This is a genomic window from Campylobacter concisus, assembly GCF_902460575.1.
Classification (GTDB): Bacteria; Campylobacterota; Campylobacteria; order Campylobacterales; family Campylobacteraceae; genus Campylobacter_A; species Campylobacter_A concisus_AW.
This window is the reverse complement of the sequence record NZ_CABPUY010000003.1, coordinates 20,370-43,167: the sequence shown is the minus strand read 5'-3', so window position 1 is coordinate 43,167 and position 22,798 is coordinate 20,370. Positions and strand designations below refer to the sequence as shown.

General features: G+C 42.0%; 18 protein-coding genes and 1 pseudogene. 14 read left to right on the top strand and 5 right to left on the bottom strand.

The genetic code is table 11. The features are described from left to right. Nucleotide 1: 1 nt before the first annotated feature. From F3G76_RS06670 to mraY, 5 genes and pseudogenes are all read right to left on the bottom strand, one after another. Nucleotides 2-5,297, bottom strand: a pseudogene (locus F3G76_RS06670) (hypothetical protein). Nucleotides 5,298-5,363: 66 nt separating this feature from the next. Next, nucleotides 5,364-7,244 carry a hypothetical protein gene (locus F3G76_RS06665; RefSeq protein ID WP_149706272.1) on the bottom strand — a complete coding sequence of 627 codons (1,881 nt, stop codon included), beginning with the start codon at nt 7,242-7,244 and terminating at the stop codon, nt 5,364-5,366. A 174-nt stretch (nt 7,245-7,418) separates the two neighbouring features. Beyond that, nucleotides 7,419-8,636 (bottom strand): UDP-N-acetylmuramoyl-L-alanine--D-glutamate ligase, encoded by a 1,218-nt coding sequence (gene murD / locus F3G76_RS06660; protein ID WP_149706271.1) that lies wholly within the window; start codon nt 8,634-8,636, stop codon nt 7,419-7,421. Between the two features lie 5 nt (nt 8,637-8,641). Next, entirely contained in the window at nt 8,642-9,157 is a 516-nt protein-coding gene (locus F3G76_RS06655) for a hypothetical protein (RefSeq protein WP_149706270.1), read from the bottom strand. 3 nt (nt 9,158-9,160) lie between these two features. Continuing rightward, a complete protein-coding gene (gene mraY / locus F3G76_RS06650) occupies nt 9,161-10,225 on the bottom strand; it encodes a phospho-N-acetylmuramoyl-pentapeptide-transferase (protein ID WP_149706269.1) in 1,065 nt (354 codons plus the stop codon). Between the two features lie 79 nt (nt 10,226-10,304). Here mraY and gpmI point away from each other — a divergent pair, with 79 nt between their 5' ends. The 14 genes from gpmI (at nt 10,305) to F3G76_RS06580 (ending at nt 22,777) form a co-directional block, all read left to right on the top strand. Beyond that, nucleotides 10,305-11,768, top strand: a complete 1,464-nt coding sequence (gpmI, locus tag F3G76_RS06645) for a 2,3-bisphosphoglycerate-independent phosphoglycerate mutase (protein ID WP_149702986.1) — start codon at nt 10,305-10,307, stop codon at nt 11,766-11,768. Nucleotides 11,769-11,804: 36 nt separating this feature from the next. Continuing rightward, nucleotides 11,805-12,548, top strand: coding sequence for a 3-oxoacyl-ACP reductase FabG (gene fabG / locus F3G76_RS06640; protein ID WP_021083753.1), 744 nt, complete (start codon nt 11,805-11,807; stop codon nt 12,546-12,548). Nucleotides 12,549-12,634: 86 nt separating this feature from the next. Then, a complete protein-coding gene (gene acpP / locus F3G76_RS06635) occupies nt 12,635-12,868 on the top strand; it encodes an acyl carrier protein (protein ID WP_002941395.1) in 234 nt (77 codons plus the stop codon). A 34-nt stretch (nt 12,869-12,902) separates the two neighbouring features. After that, nucleotides 12,903-14,114, top strand: a complete 1,212-nt coding sequence (locus tag F3G76_RS06630) for a beta-ketoacyl-ACP synthase II (protein ID WP_149706268.1) — start codon at nt 12,903-12,905, stop codon at nt 14,112-14,114. A 1-nt stretch (nt 14,115) separates the two neighbouring features. Further along, nucleotides 14,116-15,051: an acetyl-CoA carboxylase carboxyl transferase subunit alpha gene (accA, locus tag F3G76_RS06625; protein WP_002941254.1), complete on the top strand. Its 936-nt coding sequence runs from the start codon at nt 14,116-14,118 to the stop codon at nt 15,049-15,051. A 204-nt stretch (nt 15,052-15,255) separates the two neighbouring features. Next, nucleotides 15,256-16,110, top strand: coding sequence for a CbrC family protein (locus F3G76_RS06620; RefSeq protein WP_149706267.1), 855 nt, complete (start codon nt 15,256-15,258; stop codon nt 16,108-16,110). 11 nt (nt 16,111-16,121) lie between these two features. After that, on the top strand, nt 16,122-16,964 hold the full coding sequence (locus F3G76_RS06615; protein ID WP_149706266.1) for a YwqG family protein: 843 nt from the start codon (nt 16,122-16,124) through the stop codon (nt 16,962-16,964). 432 nt (nt 16,965-17,396) lie between these two features. Then, a complete protein-coding gene (locus F3G76_RS06610; protein ID WP_103557720.1) occupies nt 17,397-18,011 on the top strand; it encodes a riboflavin synthase in 615 nt (204 codons plus the stop codon). Nucleotides 18,012-18,021: 10 nt separating this feature from the next. Then, nucleotides 18,022-18,741, top strand: coding sequence for a purine nucleoside phosphorylase YfiH/LACC1 family protein (locus tag F3G76_RS06605; protein WP_149706265.1), 720 nt, complete (start codon nt 18,022-18,024; stop codon nt 18,739-18,741). Next, complete coding sequence (locus F3G76_RS06600; protein ID WP_002941393.1) at nt 18,731-18,940, top strand: hypothetical protein; 210 nt, start codon at nt 18,731-18,733, stop codon at nt 18,938-18,940. Before F3G76_RS06605 ends, F3G76_RS06600 begins: the two co-directional genes overlap by 11 nt. Nucleotides 18,941-18,950: 10 nt before the next feature. Beyond that, entirely contained in the window at nt 18,951-20,090 is a 1,140-nt protein-coding gene (gene iadA / locus F3G76_RS06595; protein ID WP_149706264.1) for a beta-aspartyl-peptidase, read from the top strand. A gap of 190 nt (nt 20,091-20,280) precedes the next feature. Beyond that, a complete protein-coding gene (gene rpsB, locus F3G76_RS06590) occupies nt 20,281-21,069 on the top strand; it encodes a 30S ribosomal protein S2 (RefSeq protein ID WP_107770635.1) in 789 nt (262 codons plus the stop codon). Then, complete coding sequence (gene tsf / locus F3G76_RS06585; RefSeq protein ID WP_002941206.1) at nt 21,069-22,133, top strand: translation elongation factor Ts; 1,065 nt, start codon at nt 21,069-21,071, stop codon at nt 22,131-22,133. The genes rpsB and tsf overlap by 1 nt, the downstream gene beginning before the upstream one ends. Further along, nucleotides 22,133-22,777, top strand: coding sequence for an ABC transporter ATP-binding protein (locus F3G76_RS06580; protein WP_002941236.1), 645 nt, complete (start codon nt 22,133-22,135; stop codon nt 22,775-22,777). The genes tsf and F3G76_RS06580 overlap by 1 nt, the downstream gene beginning before the upstream one ends. Nucleotides 22,778-22,798 lie beyond the last annotated feature (21 nt).

The following is a 22,798-nucleotide window of genomic DNA, read 5'->3' as shown; positions in this document are numbered from 1 at the left end:
TTTAATGCACCAAATTTACTACACTTACATCTTTATCTATCTCGATAAAAAATGTTTGTGCGCCAGCTCCGCTGCCATATACGCCTTTATAGACTTGATTTACAGCGTGACCGCTACCATCAACTGCTACTTGGTTATGTGTATCGCCTAAAGCGCTATGCTTTAAATTTAGTGCTGCCACTTCGCTGTCTGTTGCTTGTGTAAAGATAGTTCCTTTGCCCTCTAATGCCACTTTGTCATTATTATCGCCTTTGATCTTTAACACGGTATTTATGCTTTTTAGACCACCATCTGTTACTTGTGCGTCTATGATATCAAGCACGCTTTTAGCGTCTAGCCCTATCGAGACCGCCTGAGTGCTCTTGCTGCCAAGCTGTAAATTTTCAAAGCTCTTTAGTTTATCATTTAGGTCAGCCACTCTGCTAAGATCGATATTTTCAGTAAAGATGAGCGTATCAACGCCATCTTTTGCGTCTATCTTGTTGCCTTCATAGGTAAATGTATTGTTTTGATCATCTCCTTCGTGAGTGATTTTGATATTTTTATCTATCTCAACGAAAAATGTTTTTGTGCTAGTTCCATCTGTGTATGTGCCCTTATAGACGTGATTTACTGGAGTGTCGTAGGAGTCGATGATCGGCTTGCCGCTTGCATCTTTATATGTTTTCCATACATCTGGGTTATGCGCTGGATCTGGTTGAAATTCTCTTACACGTCCGTGACCGTCAGTTTCTACTTTGTTGTAGCTGCCACCTATGGCTTTGCTGTGCTTCCAGTTTAGCAAAGTGACCTCTTCGTTTGTTGCTAATTCAAATTTATTTGTGCCATCATTTATTAGTTTTACGATGTCGTTGCTATCTCCTAGTATCTTTAAAACTGTATTTATGCTTTCAGTGTCAGATACGGTTGTTAGGGTTGAGTATTCGCCCTCTGTTATCTTTGTTGTTCTAGAGTCTATTATGTCAAGAACATTTTTTGTGTTAAATGATATTGAAACAGCCTGGTTTTCTGTGCCTAGTTGCAGGCGTTCGAAGCTTTTTAGATTATCATTTAAATTACTCACCTTTTCTAATTTTGTATCTTCAACAAATATCAGCTTATCAACGCCACCTTTTGCGTCTATGCTCTTACCATTGTAGATAAAGACATCATTTAGGTTGCTACCTTCAAGGTTATCATTATTGTGTTTGAGATGTATTACTTTGTTAAAGTCATCCGTGTCATCGCCAAAATATTTTGTCGGCTTACTACTATCTTTTTCTTGATTTATTAAGCTTCTATACCCTTTTTTACCAGCTTCAATACCATCTTTTTCATCGCTAACATATCCTTTATCATGTAGGGCTTTTACATAGCTATCACTAAAAAGATGCGTGCCGCTATCCTCTGAGCCTATGATTTTATAGTCGCTAACACCTTGTGACCTCTTCTTGATCATTATGTCTAAGGATGTATCTCCTGTCCTATCAACATAATCAACCTCTATCCTATAAAATCCTTTTTTTAGATTATAAATATAAGTGCCATTGTGAAGACCAGGATTTCCTCCACCCCACCAATACGCCCACTTTCCAAAAGTTTTATCTGCTATTTTTACATCTATCATATCTTGAAAGTGTTTTGCTGCTATATTGTATTGACCATCTTCTTTTATATATATCCAACCTTTCATTTTCATGATCAGATCAGTTCCTACAGGCTCCGCCTCTTCAAGGACGTAGTTTCCTGTCTTGTTTAGGTTATAGTGTGCACCAGTATGATCGGTATCCTTTGCATCTGGAGAGTGTCCTACTTTTGCCATATCGTTTGTGTTTAGCTCACCTGCGTGCGGTCTTGTTGATTTTAGCTGCCAGTCTTTACCTCCTTGAAAAGAAAGCTCATTATAAGTTGTGGTAGCACTTACACCTGCCCATTTGGTCCATGCCTCATAGTGATTTGCTACGTGATATCCATATCCTCCAGGTGAGATATTGTCCGCTCTTGGACCAGTTGTAACTGCTGGGTCATATGACCAAAATTCTGTATTAGTGCAGTCAAAAAACCACATATCAACATCAAGCCCTTTGTTTGCTACCATAGTCACGGTTTGAACAGCTAAATTTCCCGCATCATCTAGTCTTTCTACTATGTAGTTTTTGCTGCCAGTGTTTTGCGCTACGTTAAAGCTTCCAGAGTAGCTTAAATTTCTATCAAGTGTCAGTGTCGTCTTCTCAGATGTCTCAGCGTCTATGACCTCTACATCTTTTGATTTTTCATCGTGTGGATTGTTTGCAGCTTCGCCTTTGCCGCTAAAATTTATAGCGTAGTTGCCAGAGCCGTTTTTTATATTGTCAAAGTCAGATTCTATTAGCTTGTCAGGCTTTGAGTCAAGATCGACTGTGATAGTTAGGTTATCATCTCTTTGAGGCATGCCGTCAGTCCCCACGTAGGTGGCGTCTATAATGTGGTGAGTTCTATCTAGCTTTTTGCCAACCTTTTCAAAGTCAGCTATGACGGTGTTATTCTCGATCTTGGCTATAAAGCTATCACTTAGACCTCCATTTTCGTCTTTTATCTCGATTAGCACGTAGCCTTTACCGTCACTTGTGGTATCTGGCTTATTTATACCAAATTTAATGTATGGCTGTTCGTCATTCGTAAGAGCGATGTTGTAGTTTATCTTTTGGGTAGAATTTGACTCATACTGGCTTGTTGAGATGATATGCTCGTAGTTCTCTTCGTTTAGGTATTTTGCAGAGTGGATATCAGCATTATCTATCTTTGTAACAAGTTTTACATCATCTATATAGTCAAGCACACCAAAGGCAAATAGCCTGCCGCTTGAAGTGCCTGATATGGCACTTCCATCGTCTTTTATAAGGGTCGCATCGACTAGGGTCGGGCGCTTGCTACTTACCGTCACGTCTGCTATGGTGATAGCGCCGTCACTTATCACTTTTATATCGCTTGGATCTTTTTTGTTTATCATATGCACGCCATCATCGTCTAGGATGTAGCTCACGGTTGATTGTTTGTTGGTAAGCGGGTTTAGGATGCTTATTTTTAGCTCATCTTTTGGCACTGCGCTACTTGGGAGATAGACCTTTACATCAGAGGTCGTTATAGATCCAGTGGTGTCATCTATGAGTCCGTCTCCGTCAGCGTCTTTGACAAATTTCGCCACCGGGCTGTCGCTAAATTTTATCTCATTTGTATCGCTCTCGCCTTTGTTGCCAGCCTTGTCCATCATGGTCGTCGTTATGCTTGTGGTTTTGCCATGCTCTATTGGCACTGTGATCTTAAATTTACCATCATTTAGTGGCACTTCATTGTGATCAGGAGCGATTATCTTGCCATTAGTGTATGTGTAAATTTTGTGCGTTTTGCTGCCGTCTGGATTTGTGACATCGATGGCTATCTTATCGCCTTCTTTTATCACGCTTGGGATTTTTATAGAGGCCTCAGTTTTTGTTGGGTCGCCGTCATTGTATCTGTTTTCTGATGTATCTATCCTGCCATCTGGAGTTCTATTGCTAGAGCCCAAGTCACTATCAAAGCTTATCTTGGCTGATTTTACAGGTGGAGCTACCACGACGCTTGGAGTGGTTTGGCTACTTGTGCCATTTGGTTTTGGCGTGCCATGCCCGTCATTAACCGCTGTGTTTATAGATACACTTGAGCCAGGTGTCACTGGCACGCTTACGCCTGGCACTTCAAATTTACCATTAACTATTGGCACTACTACGCTTGGGTTATTTTTATCATAGACGCTTGTGCCATCGTCGCTTACGACAAATTCTTTTGGCGAGCCACCTATGTTTATAGTGACGCTCTCTTTTGGTTTTATGGTGCGAGGTAAATTTATCTCAACCTTTGAAGTGCCATCTCCTATCTCGTCGCTACTTATCAGCCCATCGCCGTTTTTATCAGCTGTTAGCGTCACTTTGACGGTGTCACTTACGCTGCTGCTTGGCGTAGTGCTTGTGGCTGAGACGTTGCCAAATTTATCAACTACGCCAGTTTCTATGCTACTTCCTGCTGTGATGTTTGCGATATTTGGCACGCTAAAGCTAACTGCGCCATTTTCATCGGTAGTAAATGTATAGGTATTGCCGTCCTCGTCAGTGGCTGTGCCATTTTCTTTATCTAGCGTAAATTTCTTCTCAACTGGCGGTTTGCCCGGTTCATTTAGCTTAAACGTGATCTTATCTCCAGTGCTAAGCTCGTCAGGCACTATAAATTTCATACCGCTAGTTTGCGTGCCGCTGCCATATCCTAGCTCGGTCGCATCTATCACGCCGTCGCCATTTTTATCAAGATCAAGCGTGGCTGTCACTTTTGAGATGGCTGGCGTGTCGTTTAGCTCATAGGCAGTTGGCGGCGCGGTAAATGTCCTGCCACCAGTGGTGTATGAGCTTGTCACGGTCGTTTTGCCATGGTTTAAAATTTCAACCCCAGTGATCTCTGCTTCGCCATTTACGATAGGTATAGGAGGTGCTCCAGTAGGCGTGCCGGTGCTATCAACTGGGATTAGCTCGTTTGTAGCAGTATTTATTTTGTAGTTGCTAGTTTTGCCGCCACCTTTCATATTTGTCTTTATCGTGATGATGTCGCCATTTTTGGCAACATCTGGGATATCAACGCCTATGCTTGTGATTGATCTTTTTGCCATCAGGAGTTTTTGGTAGCGAGTTTAGCTGTGCTCCTCCTAGAAAGCCCTTTTTCTCGCCAGTGTCGCTTGTGAGGTTAAAATTTAGCACGATGTTTGGCTCTGGTGGTGTAAAATTTAGGTTTTCGGCGCCAAATCCAGCGTAAGAGACCCCGCCGATTTTTGCCTCGCCAACTGGCCATTTGACCTCGTCATGCCTAGCTTCAAGAGTACGCAAACCAGTGTAGAAGTCGTAGATGTTTGAGTAGTGGCCACCTAGTTCAAATTTGATGCCACCACTGCCAGCAGAGGCGAAGTTATGTGGTGATGAGCCGTGAGGAGATAGCTCTTGATGGGAGATTTGATCATCATCATTTGCGTGTTCTTTGTGATTTTCAAGGATGTTTGCGTTTTTTGGGATGACTAGCTCGCCTTTATGCTCAGCAAAGACATTTATAGTGTGAAATACCGAACTAAAGCCGACATAAGCCTTTTCGCCGTCATCAAAAACAATGGTAAGGTTCGAGTTTTCGCTCGTTTTTATATCGTCACCAAGGTAAATTTCATCGCCTTTGTGCAGCACCCTCATGGTGCCGTCCCTGCTTATGGCGATGGCTTCACCCTTGATCTTTTTGATAACGCCAATCCTTATGGCGTCAAAATTTGGCATTTTTTCATCCCTGTAAATGTGTGTAATGTAATATCGGAAAATCTCTTAAATTTTATATAGTTTGTACTACATCACCTCGACATGTACGTTTTTATCTATCTCGACAAAAAATGTCTGCCCAGCGTTATTTTCGCCTTTATAGACTTGATTGACCGCTTCGCCACCAACCTCATTGAGCTTGTTATCATCAGCTCCGATGACGCTATTTTTTGCATTTAGGGCGGCTATCTGGGCGCTTGTAGCTTTTATGAAATTTCCAACGAGCTGCACCACGTCGTCGCTATCACCTGAAATTTTAAGGATGGTGTTTAGGCTCTCTAAGCCATCAGGTCCTTTGGTAGGGTTGGAGTCTATCATGTCGCTTATGTTTTGCCCATTTAGCGTTAGCTTTACAGCCTTTTTGTCATCAAGCTCGATGCGCTCAAAGCTCTCAAGGCGCTTATCTAGCTCACTTATCTTTGTTAGATCCACATTTTGGGTAAAAAGTAGTGTGTCTATACCACCTTTTGCGTCGATATCGTGTGAGTTAAAGATAAATTTGTCATCATCATTACTACCAACGTCTTTTGTGCCTTCAAATTTTAGCTTATAAGGCTCATCAAAATCGCTTGCATTATCGCCAAATTTCACACCATTTATTTCTTTTGCCTTATAAAATGTATCGCTCTCTTTTGTCACAAGACCTTTTTGGGCAAGAGCCTCCATATAAGCGTTGCTGACTAGTTTTATGTTAGGGTCATCTGAAATAATTTTATTAGTAGGGCTGATGCCAGAGAATGCTGTAAAATTATAACTATATCTATCATCAGATACTTCTATATGTACTTTATAAAAGCCGTAGTCTTCTGTTAAATTTAGGCTACTTGTGCTTACGCCTTGTGAGGCATTGCCTTCATCTCTGCCGCCATTTTTACTTGCCGATCCAAATGGCTGCCATGAAATTTCTCTACCATCAAATTCAAACTTAATACTTTGCCTTTCAGGCTTTGCATCATAATAAAAATTGTTAATATCACTACGATTTTTTATAAATATCCAGCCATCCATGCTGACCATTACTCCATCTGCTGTTATCTTGGACTCATATAGTTTATAGTGTCCGTTTAAATTGTGTGGCTTGAAGGGGCTGGTCATATTTTCGCTTAGTCTATCATTGGCATAGTCTGCATTTGAAGCTCTGCCTATCCTAGCGAGCTCCATAGCTGTCGGAGTACGGTCGCGTAGTCTGCTAGCTTTAGCTGGATCTGATGTGTCGAAATATCCAGGATCAGCCTGTTGCCCACTATAGTAATATAGGTCATTAAAAGTACTTGTCGCACTTACGTGATGGCTTGCACTCCACTCTTTTAGTATGCTTTTGCTATTATGCTCTATATCATAATAATCAAGTAAACGACCACCATTTCTAACGGAGTCATAAAGCCAGATATCTGCGTCCAGTCCTCTGTTTGTGACATTTAACACATTTATGGTATCTATAAATGGCTCTTCTTTTGGTTCTGCAGCGCCGCCGCTTTTTTCTACCAGCGTGCTAGAGGCACCTGAGACGCTTTTTAGCTCACTTGGCTGGGCGCTACTTACGTTTGACTCTAAAGATCTGTGTTGGTTGTAAATTTGATGGATATTTGCGCTATGTCCGCTTGTGACAAAGCTAGCAGCACTTAGAGATATGCCCTCGCTTGCGCCAAAGCTGTTAGAGTGCTCGCTCTGCTCATCTGCTTCTTTTGCTGAGATTTTTAAAATTTCATCTAAATTTATGCTTTGATGAGCGTTTAAATTTACCTGCTCGCCATTTTCTAAAGTGATCTTGGCGTCTAAATTTTTAGTAAAAATTTTCTCACCAGCGTAAATTTCATCGCCATCTTTTAGCATTTTTATGCTTCCATCTTGGCTTATGACGTAAATTTCACCCTGAATGTCTTTTATGATCAGCTTTTTTTCTTTCATATCTTTCCTCGTTGTATTCTAAGCCATATCGGATAAATTTATAAAATATGTATAGCTAAGGTCTTATTTTGCGAGGATTGTAGCAAGATGAGCTAGATATTATCGTTGTTTTACGTCAAAGTAATACCTGTAAATTTATGAAATAGCAGGGTAAATTTAAGAGAAAATTGTGCTTTAAAGAGCCCTTATAAACTCTTTAAATTTATCTCCTCGCTCGGCGTAGCTCTTAAACTGATCAAGGCTCGCAGCTGCTGGGCTTAAAAGCGCTATCTCGCCACTTTTAAGCTCTTTGCCGATTTCATTTACAGCATTTTGTAAAAAGTCGCATTTTAGGGCAGGCACGCTAAATTTAGCAGCTAAATTCATAAGTTTGTCGCTGTTTGAGCCGATTGCGTAAATTTTGACCTTAAGACCCTTTAAATTTTCAAAGAGCTCATCCATGCTAACGCCCTTGTCGTCGCCGCCTAAGATTAGGTGCATGAAGTGGTCTTTGTAGCGTTTTACGGCTTGAATGCTCGCATCTATGTTGGTCGCTTTTGTGTCATTGACCCAGGTTCGCCCCATCTTGTCGGTGAGCTCTTCAAGCTTGTTTGCCTCGATGACAAATGTGTTTAAAAGTGCCACGTCGCAGCGGTCAAATAAAATTTTCTCCACCGCAAGTGCCAGCAGTGCGTCAAGTAAAAACGGCGTTTTAAAGGCTATATCCTTCAAAATTACACCACAAAAACGAGCAAGATCGCTCTCGTCTTTATAGGCGATCACTTTGGCTTTTGTAGGTGTTTTAGCGTAAATTTCAGGCACTATCGCTACGCTAGTTTCACTCATGCTAGCAAGCGGCTTTAGCTTGGCCTTTTCGTACTCGCTCATGTTGCCATGCCAGCTTAGATGATCTGGAGTGATCGGCAAAAGCACGTAAATTCCTGGTGTGGCGCGCTTTGTGTAGTGCAGGGTAAATGAGCTAGTCTCAAGTATCCAAATTTTAGCGTTTGGGTCTAAAATTGCTAGCGCGATACCGACATTGCCACCCATGACAGAGCCTTTGCTCTCTAGCAGGTGCTGCATCATCTTTGTAGTCGTCGTCTTGCCGTTTGTGCCGCTTATCCAGACATTAAATGGCAAATGCGCCTTGTAAATTTCATAAAAATAGTCATATTCGCTAACTAAATTCTTAGCTTTTTTGATAAGCTCGTGGTGAGGCGGGATGCCCGGGCTTGGTATCTCTAGGCTGCTTTTTGCTGGGTCAAATTCGCTAACTGGCAAAATAGTGTTGCCAAACTCATCTTTTGAAATTTCGCTAAATTTATCATCGTAGATATCCCAAAAGCCATCATTCACGAAGTTTTTAGCGATAGCTTTTGTCGTGCCACCATAGCCAAATAGTGATTTTCTCATGCTTTTTATCCTCTTTTGCTCCATAAAATTTCTATTATCTCGTTAGCGCTAAGCTCACGCATCACGCCCTCTATCTCGCGGCGCTCAAAGAGCTCAAAGCTAAATGTATCAGCAAAATTTAGCTTCAAAAACTCTGCAAAATATGCGCCTTTGCAGGCAAATTTTACTCTTATATAAAATGCCTCTAAAAAATCATCATCAAATTCAGGCACAGGCGCTAACATACGCTCCACGATCTGCCTAAGCTCGTCTTTTGTGATATCAGGCACTACTTTTGGCTCTGGCAGGGCGATGTCAAAGGCGAGATTTTCAGCCCCCTCGGCCTCCCACCACTCATGCAGGCTAAATTTACTCATATCTTTGCCGCTTATCTTGGCTAGACGCTCTTCTACTTTGCGGTACTCTTCGCCGTCCTCATCGTCATTTTCGTCGCAAAAGTCGGTGTAGGCTAAAATTTGCTCCAAAATTTCATCATACTTTTTTCTAGCACTCTCAAAGTCAGGCTCTATCTGCGCTCGCATGATCTACCTGATCTTTAGCGCCGTTAGTGCGATCAAATTTGCTAAAAGCGCGATGATCCAAAAGCGCACGATGATCTTATTTTCCGCCCAGCCTTTTATCTCAAAATGGTGATGTATAGGCGCCATTAGGAAAATTCTGCGTTTAAAAATTTTAAAGCTACCCACCTGCAAGATGACGCTTAGGGTTTCAACGACAAAGATGAGGCCGATGATGATGAGTAAAATTTCATTTTTGGTCGCAACACCCATAAAACCGATATATGCGCCGACGCTCAGGCTGCCACTATCGCCCATAAAGACCTCGGCCGGATGGCAGTTAAACCACAAAAAGCCCATGAGCGAGCCAATGAGCGCAGAGGCTACGACGACGCTCTCGCCAACGCCTGCGATCTTTGGTAAAAGCAGGTACGAGCTAAAGACAGCGTGGCCGCAGATGTAGGCAAAAACGCCGAGAGTTAGAAGCGAAAATATCGATGGCACCGCGGCTAACCCGTCAAGTCCGTCTGTTAAATTTACCGCATTTGAGGCTGCGACGATGACTAGCGTCCAAAAGAAAATGGCAAAAATTTTCATGTCAAAGATCGGCTGCTTGTAAAATGGCAGGTAAAACTCGGTGTTTAGCTCTTTGCTGATGTATAAAAAGGCTGCGAGCAAAAAGGCGATTAGAAACTGAAAAAAGAGCTTTGCCTTTGGGCTTATGCCGGCGTGGTTTTTCGCACCTAAAATTTTGCTGTAATCATCCTTATAGCCAAGCAAAGTAAAACAAACTAGGCAAAAGAGCGATGCTAGTACGAAAGCGTTATCAAGCCTAGCGCAGATGATCGTGGCGATGACTGCAGTAAAAACAAAGACAAGTCCGCCCATGGTTGGCGTTTTGGCCTTTTTTTGGTGAGTTTGTGGCGCGAGCTCGTAGATAGGCTGTGCGGCGTTTTTTGCCTTTGCCCAGGCGATAAATTTAGGCATCAGATAAGCTGTCAAGATAAATGCTATGAAAAACGCGATGCCAGCGCGAACGGTGATATACTGAAAGATATTAAAATTTAAAATTTCGTAGATATAGTAAAACATAGGGGCCTTTATTTTAAAAAAAAGCAATTTTAGTATAATGGCCTTAAAAATTATCTAAATTTAAGGATAAAATTTAAAAATGGCTCAAAAAACTATACTTATAATAACTGATGGCATTGGATATAACAAAAATGGCAAATTTAATGCATTTGAGGCGGCCAAAAAGCCAAACTACGATAAATTTTTTAAAGAAATTCCAAACTCACTCATAAAAACTTCTGGAAACGCTGTGGGGCTACCTGAGGGGCAGATGGGAAATAGCGAAGTAGGGCACATGTGCATAGGAAGCGGTCGAGTTTTATATCAAAATTTGGTCAAAATTTCACGCAGCTTTGATGACGGCTCAATAGCAGAAAATGAAGCGCTAAAAGCTCTTTTTAAAAAGTGCAAAAAAATTCACGTCATGGGGCTATATAGCGACGGTGGCGTGCACTCTCATATGGAGCATTTTGACGGCATGTGCGAGCTTGCTAGTAAAAATGGCTGCGAAGTTTTTGCCCACGCTATAACCGACGGACGCGACGTTAGCCCAAATAGCGGTCTAAATTTCATCAAAAGCTTGGAGGCTAAATTTAAGGTAGCGACCGTTTGCGGGAGATTTTACGCGATGGATAGAGATAAACGCTGGGAGCGCGTAAAAGAGGCCTATGATAGCCTAGTAAATGGGGCAAATTTAAGCGATCTAGCACCAAGCGAGTATCTACAAAAAAGCTATGATGAGGGCGTGACAGACGAGTTTGTAAAGCCAGCAAGCTTTAATGGCTTTAAGGGCATAGGCAAAGATGACGGCGTGATCGTAATAAATTTTAGAAATGATAGAGCAAGAGAGATTTGCCAGGCTCTAGGCGAGGAGAAATTTAGCGAGTTTGAGCGACCTTTTGCTATCAAAAATCTAATCACCATGACCGAATACGACGCAAATTTTAAATTTGAAGTGCTCTTTAAAAATGAAAAGATAAAAAACACTCTAAGCGAGGTCATAGCAGCTGCTGGACTAAGGCAGCTTCACACGGCTGAGACTGAAAAATACGCCCACGTAACATTTTTCTTTAATGGTGGCGTCGAGGAGCTAGCTAGCAACGAAACTAGGGTGCTAATCCCCAGTCCAAAGGTCAAAACCTACGACGAAAAGCCAGAGATGAGTGCTGCTGATGTTTGCAAGGCTGTGCTAAAGGGCATGGAGGACGAGCAAGACTTTATCGTAGTAAATTTCGCAAATGGTGATATGGTGGGGCACACTGGCAACTACGAAGCTGCTATAAAAGCCGTAGAGGCAGTGGATGCAGCTCTTGGAGAAATTTACGCCAAGGCAAAAGAGAAAAACTACGCGATGATCATCACGAGCGATCACGGAAACTGCGAAGAGATGCGTGATAGCAGCGGCGAGCTACTGACAAATCACACGACCTACGACGTCTTTTGCTTTGTGATGGCTGATGGGGTAAAAGAGCTAAAAAATGGCGGACTAAATAACATCGCGCCTAGCGTTTTAAAACTCATGGGGCTTGAAATTCCAGCTGAAATGGACGAGGCGTTATTTTAAATTTGATAATATAAGCAAAATTTATAAGGAGAATTTATGAAATTTAGCGGAAAAAACGTGCTAATAACAGGTGCAAGCAGAGGTATCGGCGCACAAATCGCAAAGACGCTTGCAAATATGGGCTTAAAAGTGTGGATAAACTACCGCTCAAAGCCTGAGATAGCAGACGCTTTGCAAGCTGAAATCGAGCAAAATGGCGGCAAGGCTGCGGTGATAAAATTTGACGCGACAGACGAAGATGAGTTTATAAAAGGTATAAATTTGATAGTTGATAGCGACGGTGAGCTAAGCTATCTCGTAAATAACGCTGGCATCACAAATGACAAGCTAGCGCTTCGCATGAAAACTAGCGAATTTACAGATGTGATAAATGCAAATTTAACTTCAGCTTTCATAGGATGTAGAGAGGCTTTGAAAGTGATGAGTAAAAAGCGCTTCGGAGCAGTCGTAAACGTCGCATCTATCGTTGGTGAGATGGGAAATGCTGGACAGGTGAATTATTCAGCCAGCAAGGGCGGACTAATCGCCATGAGCAAGAGCTTTGCAAAAGAGGGCGCAAGCAGAAATATCCGCTTTAACAGCGTAACTCCGGGCTTTATCGAGACTGATATGACGCATGGACTAAGTGACGAGGTGAAAAAAACTTATAGCGATAATATCCCGCTAAAACGCTTTGGTAGCGCTAGTGAGGTGGCCGAGGCTGTGGCATTTTTACTAAGTGATCACGCGAGCTACGTGACTGGCGAGACACTAAAAATAAACGGCGGACTTTATATGTAATGAAATTTCAGCAAGTTTTGAAATTTAAAATAAATAAAAGCGTAAATATTATAAGATAACAGACATTTTTTATAAGGAGACCTTAAATGGCAGTATTTGAAGACGTAAGAGACGTAGTTGTAGAGCAACTAAGCGTAGATCCACAAGCGGTAAAACTAGAGTCTAAAATCATCGAAGATTTGGGCGCTGATTCACTTGACGTTGTAGAGCTAGTTATGGCTTTAGAAGAGAAATTTGAAGTAGAAATTCCTGATAGCGAAGCAGAGAAATTAGTAAGCATTCAAGACGTTGTAAATTATATAGAAAAACTAGGCAAATAATTTAAATTTGCATAGTTTGATTTAAGGAGATGTATTGAAACGAGTCGTTGTAACTGGTATTGGCATGATAAACGCACTTGGTCTTGATAAAGAGAGCTCTTTTAAGGCTATTTGCGAGGGTAAAACAGGTGTGAAAGAGATCACGAACTTTGATGTAAGCGAATTCCCTGTTAAAATTGCTGCCGAGATAACTGATTTTGATCCAAATAGCATTTTAGACGGCAAAGAGGTGAAAAAAGTAGATCGTTTCATACAGCTTGGCATAAAAGCATCTAACGAAGCTATGGCTGATGCGAATTTTAAGGAGTTTGACGCTCATAAATTTGGTGTTAGCTCAGCTGCTGGTATAGGTGGTTTGCCAAATATTGAGAAAAACTCAATCACATATTTTGAAAAAGGTGTAAAGAGAATTTCGCCATTTTTCATCCCATCTGCACTTGTAAATATGCTAGGTGGCATAGTTTCAATAAATCACGGACTAAAAGGTCCAAATTTATCAAGCGTAACAGCTTGTGCAGCAAGCACTCATGCGATATCACAAGCAGCAAAATGCATAATGATCGGTCAAGCAACAAATATGCTAGTTATCGGTGCTGAGTCTACTATCTGCGGCGTTGGTATAGGCGGTTTTGCAGCGATGAAAGCACTCTCAACTAGAAACGATGAGCCAAGCAAAGCTTCAAGGCCATTTGATGCAAACCGCGATGGCTTTGTAATGGGCGAGGGCGCTGGCGCACTTGTGCTTGAAGAGTACGAGTCAGCTGTTGCAAGAGGAGCTAAAATTTACGCTGAAGTAGTTGGATTTGGTGAGAGCGGAGATGCACACCATATCACATCACCAACACTTGAAGGTCCATTAAGCGCGATGAAACAAGCACTTGATATGGCAAAAGGCGTAAAGATAGACTATGTCAATGCACATGGTACTTCAACGCCTGTAAATGATAAAAATGAGACAGCTGCACTAAAGGCTGTTTTTGGTGATAAATGCCCACCAGTTAGCTCAACCAAAGGTCAAACTGGACACTGCTTGGGTGGTGCTGGTGCGATCGAGGCTGTCATATCTATAATGGCAATGAGAGATGGCATCATCCCTCCAACGATAAACTACGAAACGCCAGATCCAGACTGTGATCTAGACTACGTTCCAAATAAAGCTAGAAAAGCTGATATAAAAGCTGTTATGAGCAACTCATTTGGCTTTGGTGGAACAAACGGCGTCGTGATATTTAAAAAGTTGGATTAAGATGTCAAATTATTTAGATTTTGAAAAGAGCATAAAGCAAATTGATGAAGATATAGCAAATGCTAAGATCAGAGGCGATGAACATGCTGTTGAAATTTTAAATAAGAACCTATCTAAAGAGATATCAAAAGTATATAAAAATTTAAACGAATACCAACGTTTACAACTTGCTCGTCACCCAGATAGACCATACGCTATTGATTATATAAATTCATTTTTAGTTGATGGCTATGAGATCCATGGCGACAGGGCATTTCGCGACGACCCAGCAATAGTCTGCTACATCGGCTATATCGGAGGCAAAAAGGCTGTCGTTATAGGTGAGCAAAAAGGTCGTGGCACTAAAAATAAACTAAAAAGAAATTTTGGTATGCCTCATCCGGAGGGTTACCGAAAGGCTTTACGCGTAGCAAAATTGGCTGAAAAATTTAACCTACCTATCTTATTTTTGATAGACACTCCGGGCGCATATCCTGGTGTTGGCGCTGAAGAGCGAGGTCAAAGCGAGGCCATAGCTAGAAATTTATTTGAATTTGCAAATTTAAAAACTCCAATAATAGCTGTCGTTATCGGTGAAGGCGGAAGTGGCGGCGCTTTAGCAATAGGCGTGGCTGATAGACTTGCTATGATGAAAAACTCTGTCTTTTCAGTCATCTCACCAGAAGGTTGTGCAGCGATACTTTGGAACGACCCAGCTAAACAAGAGCAAGCCACAAAATCTATGAAGATAACGGCTGATGACTTAAAAAATTTATCGCTTATAGATGACGTGATAAACGAGCCGATAAATGGAGCTCATAGAGATAAAGATGGTGCTGCAAAAGCACTTGCAAACTACTTCATCTCAGAGTTAGCCGAGCTTGAGAAGCTTGATATAAACGAGCTTGTCGCAAAAAGAATAGACAAAATCCTCTCTATCGGAGCTTATGAAGAGTAAAATTTATAGTCGCAAGCGAGTTGAAAGTTTAAGTAAATTCGCTTGTGGCTCTCCTTTACGCTAAATTTAATGTGCCTTTTTTAAATTTTAAAAATTAAACAATTTTATATTTTTATCCCACTCTTTTAAATTTTTAATAACTCATCTATGCGACTTTTAAGTCTTTAAAGCTAAAATTCTTAGCAAATTTCATAAAGGCTATTTGTGGATAAATTTCAAGAAAAATATATAAATCTTTCAAAAGATTACTACAAAAATAACGGCAATGCGGCGAGCGTGGAGGCTTTGTATCAGTTCAAAGAAGAGCTTGAGGCAAGCGAGGATATGCAGGCAAAGAGCGTTTTAGTAGATATTTATCAGCTTTTGTCTATGCAAAAGAGCGCTTATGAGCTACTTTTAAAGATACACGATAGAAACGACAAAAAGCAGCTAAAAACGCTTGGTTATCTTTCGCAGTTTTTGGATGAGGGCGACAAATGGGCGGTGCCAAGGCCAAAAAGCAAAGAGCAAATTTCAGCCCAAAAGGCACAGGCAGCCACCTTGCCAAAATTTCGCTATCATCCAGAGCCATTAAAAACTGGCGCATTTAAAGATGATATGTGTGTCATCTGCGAGTGTTGCGGTAAAGAGACAGAAATTTATTACAACAATGGCGTCTATAGCGAACAAGATGTTACCTATCTTTGCCCAGCCTGCATAGCAAATGGCACAGCTGCCAAGAAATTTGACGCTACCTTTGTTCAAGACGCCGACAAGCTTGCCACGGATGACACCAAAAAAGATGACGAGCTTTTTAGAAGAACACCTGGCTATGAGAGCTGGCAGGGCGAGCACTGGGTGGCATGCTGTGATGATTATTGCGCATTTTTGGGCGATGTGGGCACGAAGGAGCTTTTAGAGCTTGGCATAGCAGACGAGGTTTTTGATGACTACGCAAAAAGGGACGATTACGACGTAAAAATGGCTCGCGAGCTGCTTGTAGCTGGCGGCGACTTTGCTGGATATTTGTTTCGCTGCTTGCACTGCAAAAAGTATCACATCTACATTGATGCTTGCTAGAAAGGTAAAATATGGATCTAAATGAAATTTATAAAGGCTGCAAAGAGCGCGGTCTGGAGGGACTTTTTGAGTTTTTAAAGCCAATGGCTAAAAATGCTATAAAGATAGATACGCAGGCTAAAAGTGACGGTGATATCGCCATTGGAGCGTCTAAATTTGGAGGGCAGCCTGATCTGCCAGCTAGCGTGCCATGGCCATCAAATGAAAACGGCGCGCTTAGCTTTGTGGCGCAGATAAATTTTGCTGAAGTTGGCAAATTTGACACCGATGAGTTACTACCAAAAAGTGGCATGCTCTATCTTTTTTATGATATAAATTTACGCATTTGGGGCTACGACCCTGCTGATAAAAAGGGCTTTGCCGTGATCTTTTCTGAGGCAGCTAAAGACCAACTTGCTCGCCAAAACATTGGTGGCGTAAATTTCACATTTGGCGCACGCTCTCTTAGCTTTAAAAACGAGCTAAATTTGCCAAGTTTGCAAAGCTCGCTCGTGCCATTTGGTAAATTTAGCGAGGAGGAGTGGGAGGCATATCACGAGGTCATCGAGCCAAGCTGGCAGGCCAAAGAAAACAAGCTACTTGGTCACTCTGACAACATCCAAGACGGCATGGAGCTAGAGTGTGAGCTAGTCGCAAATGGCCTTGACTGCGGCGATGGCAGCGCCTATCACCACCCAAACATCGCTGAGTTTGAGAAAAATGCCGCCCAGTGGCAGCTGCTTTTGCAGATAGATAGCGACTGGGAGAGCGACATGGACTGGGACGGAGAGGGTAGAGTTTATCTGTGGATAAAGAGGGACGACCTAGCGGCGCGCGACTTTAGCAAGACGTGGCTAGTTTTGCAGACAAGCTAGGGGCGAAATTTAGCTAAAAGCTTTTGATATGCGTCTGGTAGTAAAATTATTATTGCTGTTTTTTTGGCGAGCCATATAAATTTCGCGCGTAGAATGTGTAAAATTAAAAATTTAAAGGCAAATAGCAGGTGAAATTTATGCTAGCTAGATCAAGTTTAAAACCTTTTGCAATTTGCCGCCAGTTAAATTTACCTTGCAAGTGACTTTTGCTACCAAACTAGTGGCTCATCGCTAATTTGCTAGCTTTTTTATTTCTTTTTCTAGGTTGCACTCGCGTTTTTTGTTTTTTGCGTGACCGCTAAAAACCTATCTTAATGTCAGTTGCGATATTTAGCCTTTATACCTTTTAAATTTCACAAAACTAGCAGAGCTATCCATGCGCCAAATTTAGGCAAAATTTAGTAAAATCCTTAAAAAATTTAAAGGCAAAATATGTTTAATGGCTTAATCAGGGAGCTTGCCGAGGTCATTAGCTACTCGCAAAATGTTTTACGCCTAAAGGCTAAATTTCGCCCAAATTTAGGCGACAGCATCGCAGTAAATGGCGCTTGCCTAAGCGTGATAGAACTATATGATGATGGCTTTAGCGTAGAGCTAAGCGCAGAGAGCAGGGCAAATGTCGCGGTTGAAAATTTAAGTGGCTTGGTGCATATCGAGCCAGCGATGAAGCTTGGAGAGCGCGTGGATGGGCATTTGATGCAAGGGCACATCGACTTTATCGGCGTGATCTCGGCTATAAAAAAGCATGAAAATGGCGTTGATTTTTACATAGACCTGCCACGTGAGGCGATGGCTCTGATGGCAAACAAGGGCTCGGTGGGCGTCGAGGGCGTTAGCCTTACGATAAATGAAATTTTGCCAAAGGGCATAAGGCTAACGATCATTCCGATCACGTTTAGAGATAGTCTTTTTGGCACTTTCAAGGTCGGCAGGCGCGTAAATATCGAGAGCGACCTGCTGGCTCGCTACGTGGCTAGGATGCTTGAGAGCAAGCAAAATGGCGGCCTTAGCTGGGACGAGGTCGAGAGAATTTCAAGCCTTTACTAAGCGAGCGAAGATGCGTGAAAATTTAGAGATCGTTTTTGATAGAAATGGCATCACGGCTGGCTTTACAAACAGGCTTGGCGGCGTGAGTGAAGCTAAATTTAGCTCGCTAAATTTGGGCGATCACGTGGGTGATGAGCTAAGAGATGTCATAAAAAATAGAGAAATTTTGGCTAGAAATTTGGGCGTTAGGCAGCTTAAATTTATGAAGCAGATCCACTCGGACAAGGTCTTTGTTCTTGAAAACGAGGACGACGAGCTACCAGAGTGCGACGCTGTGATCACAAATTTAAGCGATGTAGGCATCTGTGTTTTGGTGGCTGACTGCTCGCCGGTCGTGATGATAGATGAGAGGCGGGGCGCTATCTGCGTGGCTCATGCAGGCAGAGCTGGCGTGACGCTAAAAATTTGCACAAAAGCAGTTAAGCTTATGGGCGAGAAATTTGGCTCAAGAGCGGGCGAGATGAGTGTCTTTGTCGGAGCAAATATAAAAGGCGGCTGCTACGAGGTGGGCGAGCTTGACCTTGGGGAATTTAACGCATATAAGATAGGTAGAAATTTTGATATGAACGCAGCCTTGAGAGATGAATTTAGCGCACTTGGGGTTAGAAATTTAAACTTTAGTGAAGTCTGCACACACTGCGATGAGAGATATTTTTCATACCGAAGAGACGGCGTGTGCGGTAGATTTTGCGGATTTGCAGTGAAATTTAAGGATAAAAATGGGATATGAGAGCTTTAAAAATCCACTAGCGGCAAAAATAGCTCAAAACGCTAGAAATTTGGGCTTTGAGCAGCTTATGAATGAAGAGTTTGTGCAGATGCTACTTAGCTCAAAAAAGATGGAGCTAAGTGCCGTGGATAGGGAAAATATCGAGCAAATTTTTATAAAACTGATGGAGATAGAAGAGAAAGTACAACTTAGCAAATAAAGGAGAAAATATGCTTTTACTTAAAAATGCTAATCTATACACGCCAAAATTTCTTGGCAAGCGCGATGTTTTGGTAGGTGGCGGTAAAATTTTAGCCATCGGCGAGGGGCTAAGCTTTAGCGTAGAAGGGCTTAGCGTTTACGACCTAAAGAGCAAAATTTTAGCTCCAGGTCTGATTGATCAGCACGTGCATATCACTGGTGGTGGCGGTGAGGCTGGATATCACTCAAGAACGCCTGAGATCACGCTTAGTCAGATCGTAAAATACGGCACTACGACGCTTGTTGGCGTTTTGGGGACTGATGGTGTCACCAGAAGCCTAGAAAATCTCTACTCCAAAGCAAAAGCGCTCGAGTTTGAGGGCATATCGACCTTCATCCACACCGGCTCATACGCAAGCCCCTGTGTGACATTTACCGGCGACATCGCAAAGGACCTCATACTAATCGACAAAGTAATCGGCGTAAAGATCGCACTGACCGACAACCGCGGCAGCTACGTCTCAAAAGAGGAGCTCATTAAGATCCTAAGCAAGATACGCATAGGGGGCATGGTCTCTAAAAAAGGTGGCGTGCTTCACATGCACATGGGAGGGCTGAGTGAGAAATTTGACAACGTCTTTAAGGTGATAAAAGACTATGAATTTCCAGTTCATTACTTCTCGCCGACACACTGCGCTAGGACGAAAGACCTGTTTAACGAGGCTTTGAAATTTCAAAAAATGGGCGGAAACATCGATATCACAAGTGGTGGGAGTAAATTTGCCCCACTTCACGAGGTGGTGGCTTATGGTCTTGAAAATGGGCTAAATTTAGAGCGTCTAACGATGAGCTCTGATGGCAACGGCAGCGTGCCTAAATTTAACGAAAATGGCGAGCTAGTGGGATACGGCTGCGCGTCATGTGCGTCAAATTTAGAGGTATTGCAAGCTTTGGTGAGAAATAAAATTTTAAAGATAGAAGATACTTTGGCTTTGATGAGCAAAAACGTGGCGAGATATCTAAATTTAAGCCAAAAAGGCGAGATAAAAGTTGGCAATGACGCTGATCTTTGTGTCTTTGATGAGGAGCTAAATTTATATGACGTGATCGCAAAAGGCGAGTTTTGCGTTAAAGACGAAAAGGTCGTTAAAAAAGGCTTTTTCGAGTAAATTTAAAGAAATTTGCGCTTTATTTGTAGCTAAAGAAATCTTTAAATTTAGCTTCAATAAAGCCAAGTTTCAATATAATCCAAGCTTTATTTCACACACGACAATCCTAAATTTGGTTGTGCGAAAGCATTAATGGTCGTGGAGGATAAAACTAAATTCAAGGCAAAATGCCTAAAACAAGGAGAAACTCATGGTAACTATGAGAGATTTATTAGAGTGTGGCGTACATTTTGGTCACCAAACACGCCGCTGGAACCCAAAGATGAAAAAATTTATCTTTGGCGAGAGAAAAGGTATCTATATTATAGATCTACAAAAGACTATCCGCTACTTCCGCTACACTTACAACATCGTTCGTGACGCAGCTGCTGAAGGTAAGTCAGTACTATTTGTTGGTACTAAAAAACAAGCTATCGACGCTATAAAAGAGTACGCTGAAAAATGTGGAATGCCTTATGTAAATCACCGCTGGTTAGGTGGTATGATGACAAACTTTGGTACTATCCGCCAGTCTATCCGCAAACTAGAAGTTATCGAGACTATGGAAGAAGATGGTTCGATAAATTTACTAACTAAAAAAGAGGCTTTGATGCTTCGCCGCAAAAAAGAGAAGCTTATCGCAACTCTTGGCGGTATCCGCAATATGAAAAGCCTACCTGATATGATATTTGTTGTTGATACAGTTAAGGAAAAGATCGCCGTTCAAGAGGCAAATCGCCTAAAGATCCCAGTTGTAGCACCGATCGATACAAACTGCGATCCTGACGTTGTTGATTATCCTATCCCAGGAAACGATGACGCGATCCGCTCTGTTCAGCTTTTCTGCCAAGAGATGGCTGAGGCGATCAACGAAGGCAAATCACTTCTTGAGCAAGATGGTGGCGAGCAAGCTGCTGGCGAAGAAGTAAGCCAAGACGAGAAAGACGCAGTTATAGCTGAGGCTATGAGCGAAGAAGACTTTGGCGAGGACGAAGAGTAATGGAAATAACTGCACAAATGGTAAAAGAGCTCCGCGAATCAACCGGAGCTGGCATGATGGACTGCAAAAAGGCACTTGGCGAAGCAAATGGCGACATGGAAAAAGCTGTTGACATCCTTCGCGAAAAGGGCCTAGGTCAAGCTGCTAAAAAAGCTGACCGCCTTGCAAGCGAGGGCTTAGTAAGTGTTGAAGTTTGCTCAAAATGTAAAAAAGCAACTATCAGCGAGATCAACTCTGAGACTGACTTTGTTGCTAGAAACCCACAGTTTCAAGCACTTGCAAAAGATACAACAGCTCACATCCAATCAAGTGGCATAAAAACAGTTGAAGAGCTAAATACAAGCACTTTAAACGGTGTTAAATTTGAAGAATACTTCAAGACTCAGATCGCAACTATCGGCGAAAACCTTGTAGTTCGCCGCTTTGAGACTATTAGCGCTGATGATAAGGGCGTGGTAAATGGCTATGTTCACTCAAATGGCCGTGTCGGCGTACTTATCGGTGCAGCTTGCGAAAGTGCTGAAGTTGCAAACAAAGCAGCTGAATTTATAAGAAATTTATGTATGCATGCAGCTGCTATGAAGCCAAGCGTTATAAGCTACAAAGACCTTGATAAAGATTTTGTTGAGAAAGAATTTATCGCACTTCGCGCTGAGCTTGAAAAAGAAAATGAAGAGTTAAAACGCCTAGGCAAGCCACTTCACCACATCCCTGAGTATGCTAGCCGCTGCCAGATAGGTGAGGCTGAGCTTGCAAAAGCTACAAAAGCGATAGAAGAAGAGCTAAAAGCTGAGGGCAAACCTGAGAAAATTTGGGACAAGATCATCCCTGGCAAGATCGAGAGATTTTACGCTGATAACACAGTGCTTGACCAACGCCTTACACTTTTAGGTCAGTTTTATGTAATGGACGATAAAAAGACTATCGAACAAGTTATCGAAGAGAAGAGCAAAGAGCTTGGCGGCAAGATCGAGATCGTAAAATACGTTCGTTTCGAGCTTGGCGAAGGCTTAGAGAAAAAAGTAGATGACTTTGCTGCAGAAGTTGCTGCCCAAATAGGCTAATGGAAATTTTAAGAGCGTCTAATCTAGGCTTTGCGTATGATTATACGCTCTTTAACAATATAAATTTAACTCTCAATCAAAAACAAAGCATCGCGATAACTGGCGTTAGCGGTTGTGGCAAATCAACGCTTTTACACATACTTTCAACACTTTTAAAGCCAAATTTTGGCGAGGTCATCTACCAAGATAGATCGATCTATGAGCTTTCTCAAAACGAGCTTTTGGCTATTAGAAGGCTTCATTTTGGCATCATTTTCCAGTCGCACTATCTTTTTAAAGGTTTTAGTGCTTATGAAAATATCGAGCTTGCAAGCATTTTATCTGGCGAAAATATAGAAAAAAATGATCTTGAAGCGCTTAAAATTTCAAGTGTGATAAATCAAAAAGTTGGTGAGCTAAGTGGCGGCCAGCAGCAGCGCGTCAGTATCGCTAGAGTGCTTACCAAAAAGCCAAAGATCATCTTTGCAGACGAGCCAACGGGCAACCTTGATAAGCAAACAGCAAATGAAGTGATGCAAGTTTTATTTGACTATATAAATGAAAACAATGCTGCTCTTGTTCTAGTCACTCACGACAACGACCTAGCCGCAAAATGTGACAACTCATACAAGCTTGAGAACAAAGAGCTTGTGCAAATTTCTTAAAATTTAGCTTCAAATTTCTAA

Bases quoted from the DNA above. Each gene is read 5' to 3' on its own strand.
- F3G76_RS06665 (WP_149706272.1), bottom strand. From the start codon at position 7,244: ATGAAAGAAAAAAAGCTGATCATAAAAGACATTCAGGGTGAAATTTAC.
- iadA (WP_149706264.1), top strand. From the start codon at position 18,951: ATGCTTTTACTTAAAAATGCTAATCTATACACGCCAAAATTTCTTGGC.
- F3G76_RS06615 (WP_149706266.1), top strand. From the start codon at position 16,122: ATGGATCTAAATGAAATTTATAAAGGCTGCAAAGAGCGCGGTCTGGAG.
- mraY (WP_149706269.1), bottom strand. From the start codon at position 10,225: ATGTTTTACTATATCTACGAAATTTTAAATTTTAATATCTTTCAGTAT.
- fabG (WP_021083753.1), top strand. From the start codon at position 11,805: ATGAAATTTAGCGGAAAAAACGTGCTAATAACAGGTGCAAGCAGAGGT.
- accA (WP_002941254.1), top strand. From the start codon at position 14,116: ATGTCAAATTATTTAGATTTTGAAAAGAGCATAAAGCAAATTGATGAA.
- tsf (WP_002941206.1), top strand. From the start codon at position 21,069: ATGGAAATAACTGCACAAATGGTAAAAGAGCTCCGCGAATCAACCGGA.
- F3G76_RS06655 (WP_149706270.1), bottom strand. From the start codon at position 9,157: ATGCGAGCGCAGATAGAGCCTGACTTTGAGAGTGCTAGAAAAAAGTAT.
- F3G76_RS06580 (WP_002941236.1), top strand. From the start codon at position 22,133: ATGGAAATTTTAAGAGCGTCTAATCTAGGCTTTGCGTATGATTATACG.
- acpP (WP_002941395.1), top strand. From the start codon at position 12,635: ATGGCAGTATTTGAAGACGTAAGAGACGTAGTTGTAGAGCAACTAAGC.
- F3G76_RS06610 (WP_103557720.1), top strand. From the start codon at position 17,397: ATGTTTAATGGCTTAATCAGGGAGCTTGCCGAGGTCATTAGCTACTCG.
- F3G76_RS06605 (WP_149706265.1), top strand. From the start codon at position 18,022: ATGCGTGAAAATTTAGAGATCGTTTTTGATAGAAATGGCATCACGGCT.
- gpmI (WP_149702986.1), top strand. From the start codon at position 10,305: ATGGCTCAAAAAACTATACTTATAATAACTGATGGCATTGGATATAAC.
- rpsB (WP_107770635.1), top strand. From the start codon at position 20,281: ATGGTAACTATGAGAGATTTATTAGAGTGTGGCGTACATTTTGGTCAC.
- murD (WP_149706271.1), bottom strand. From the start codon at position 8,636: ATGAGAAAATCACTATTTGGCTATGGTGGCACGACAAAAGCTATCGCT.
- F3G76_RS06600 (WP_002941393.1), top strand. From the start codon at position 18,731: ATGGGATATGAGAGCTTTAAAAATCCACTAGCGGCAAAAATAGCTCAA.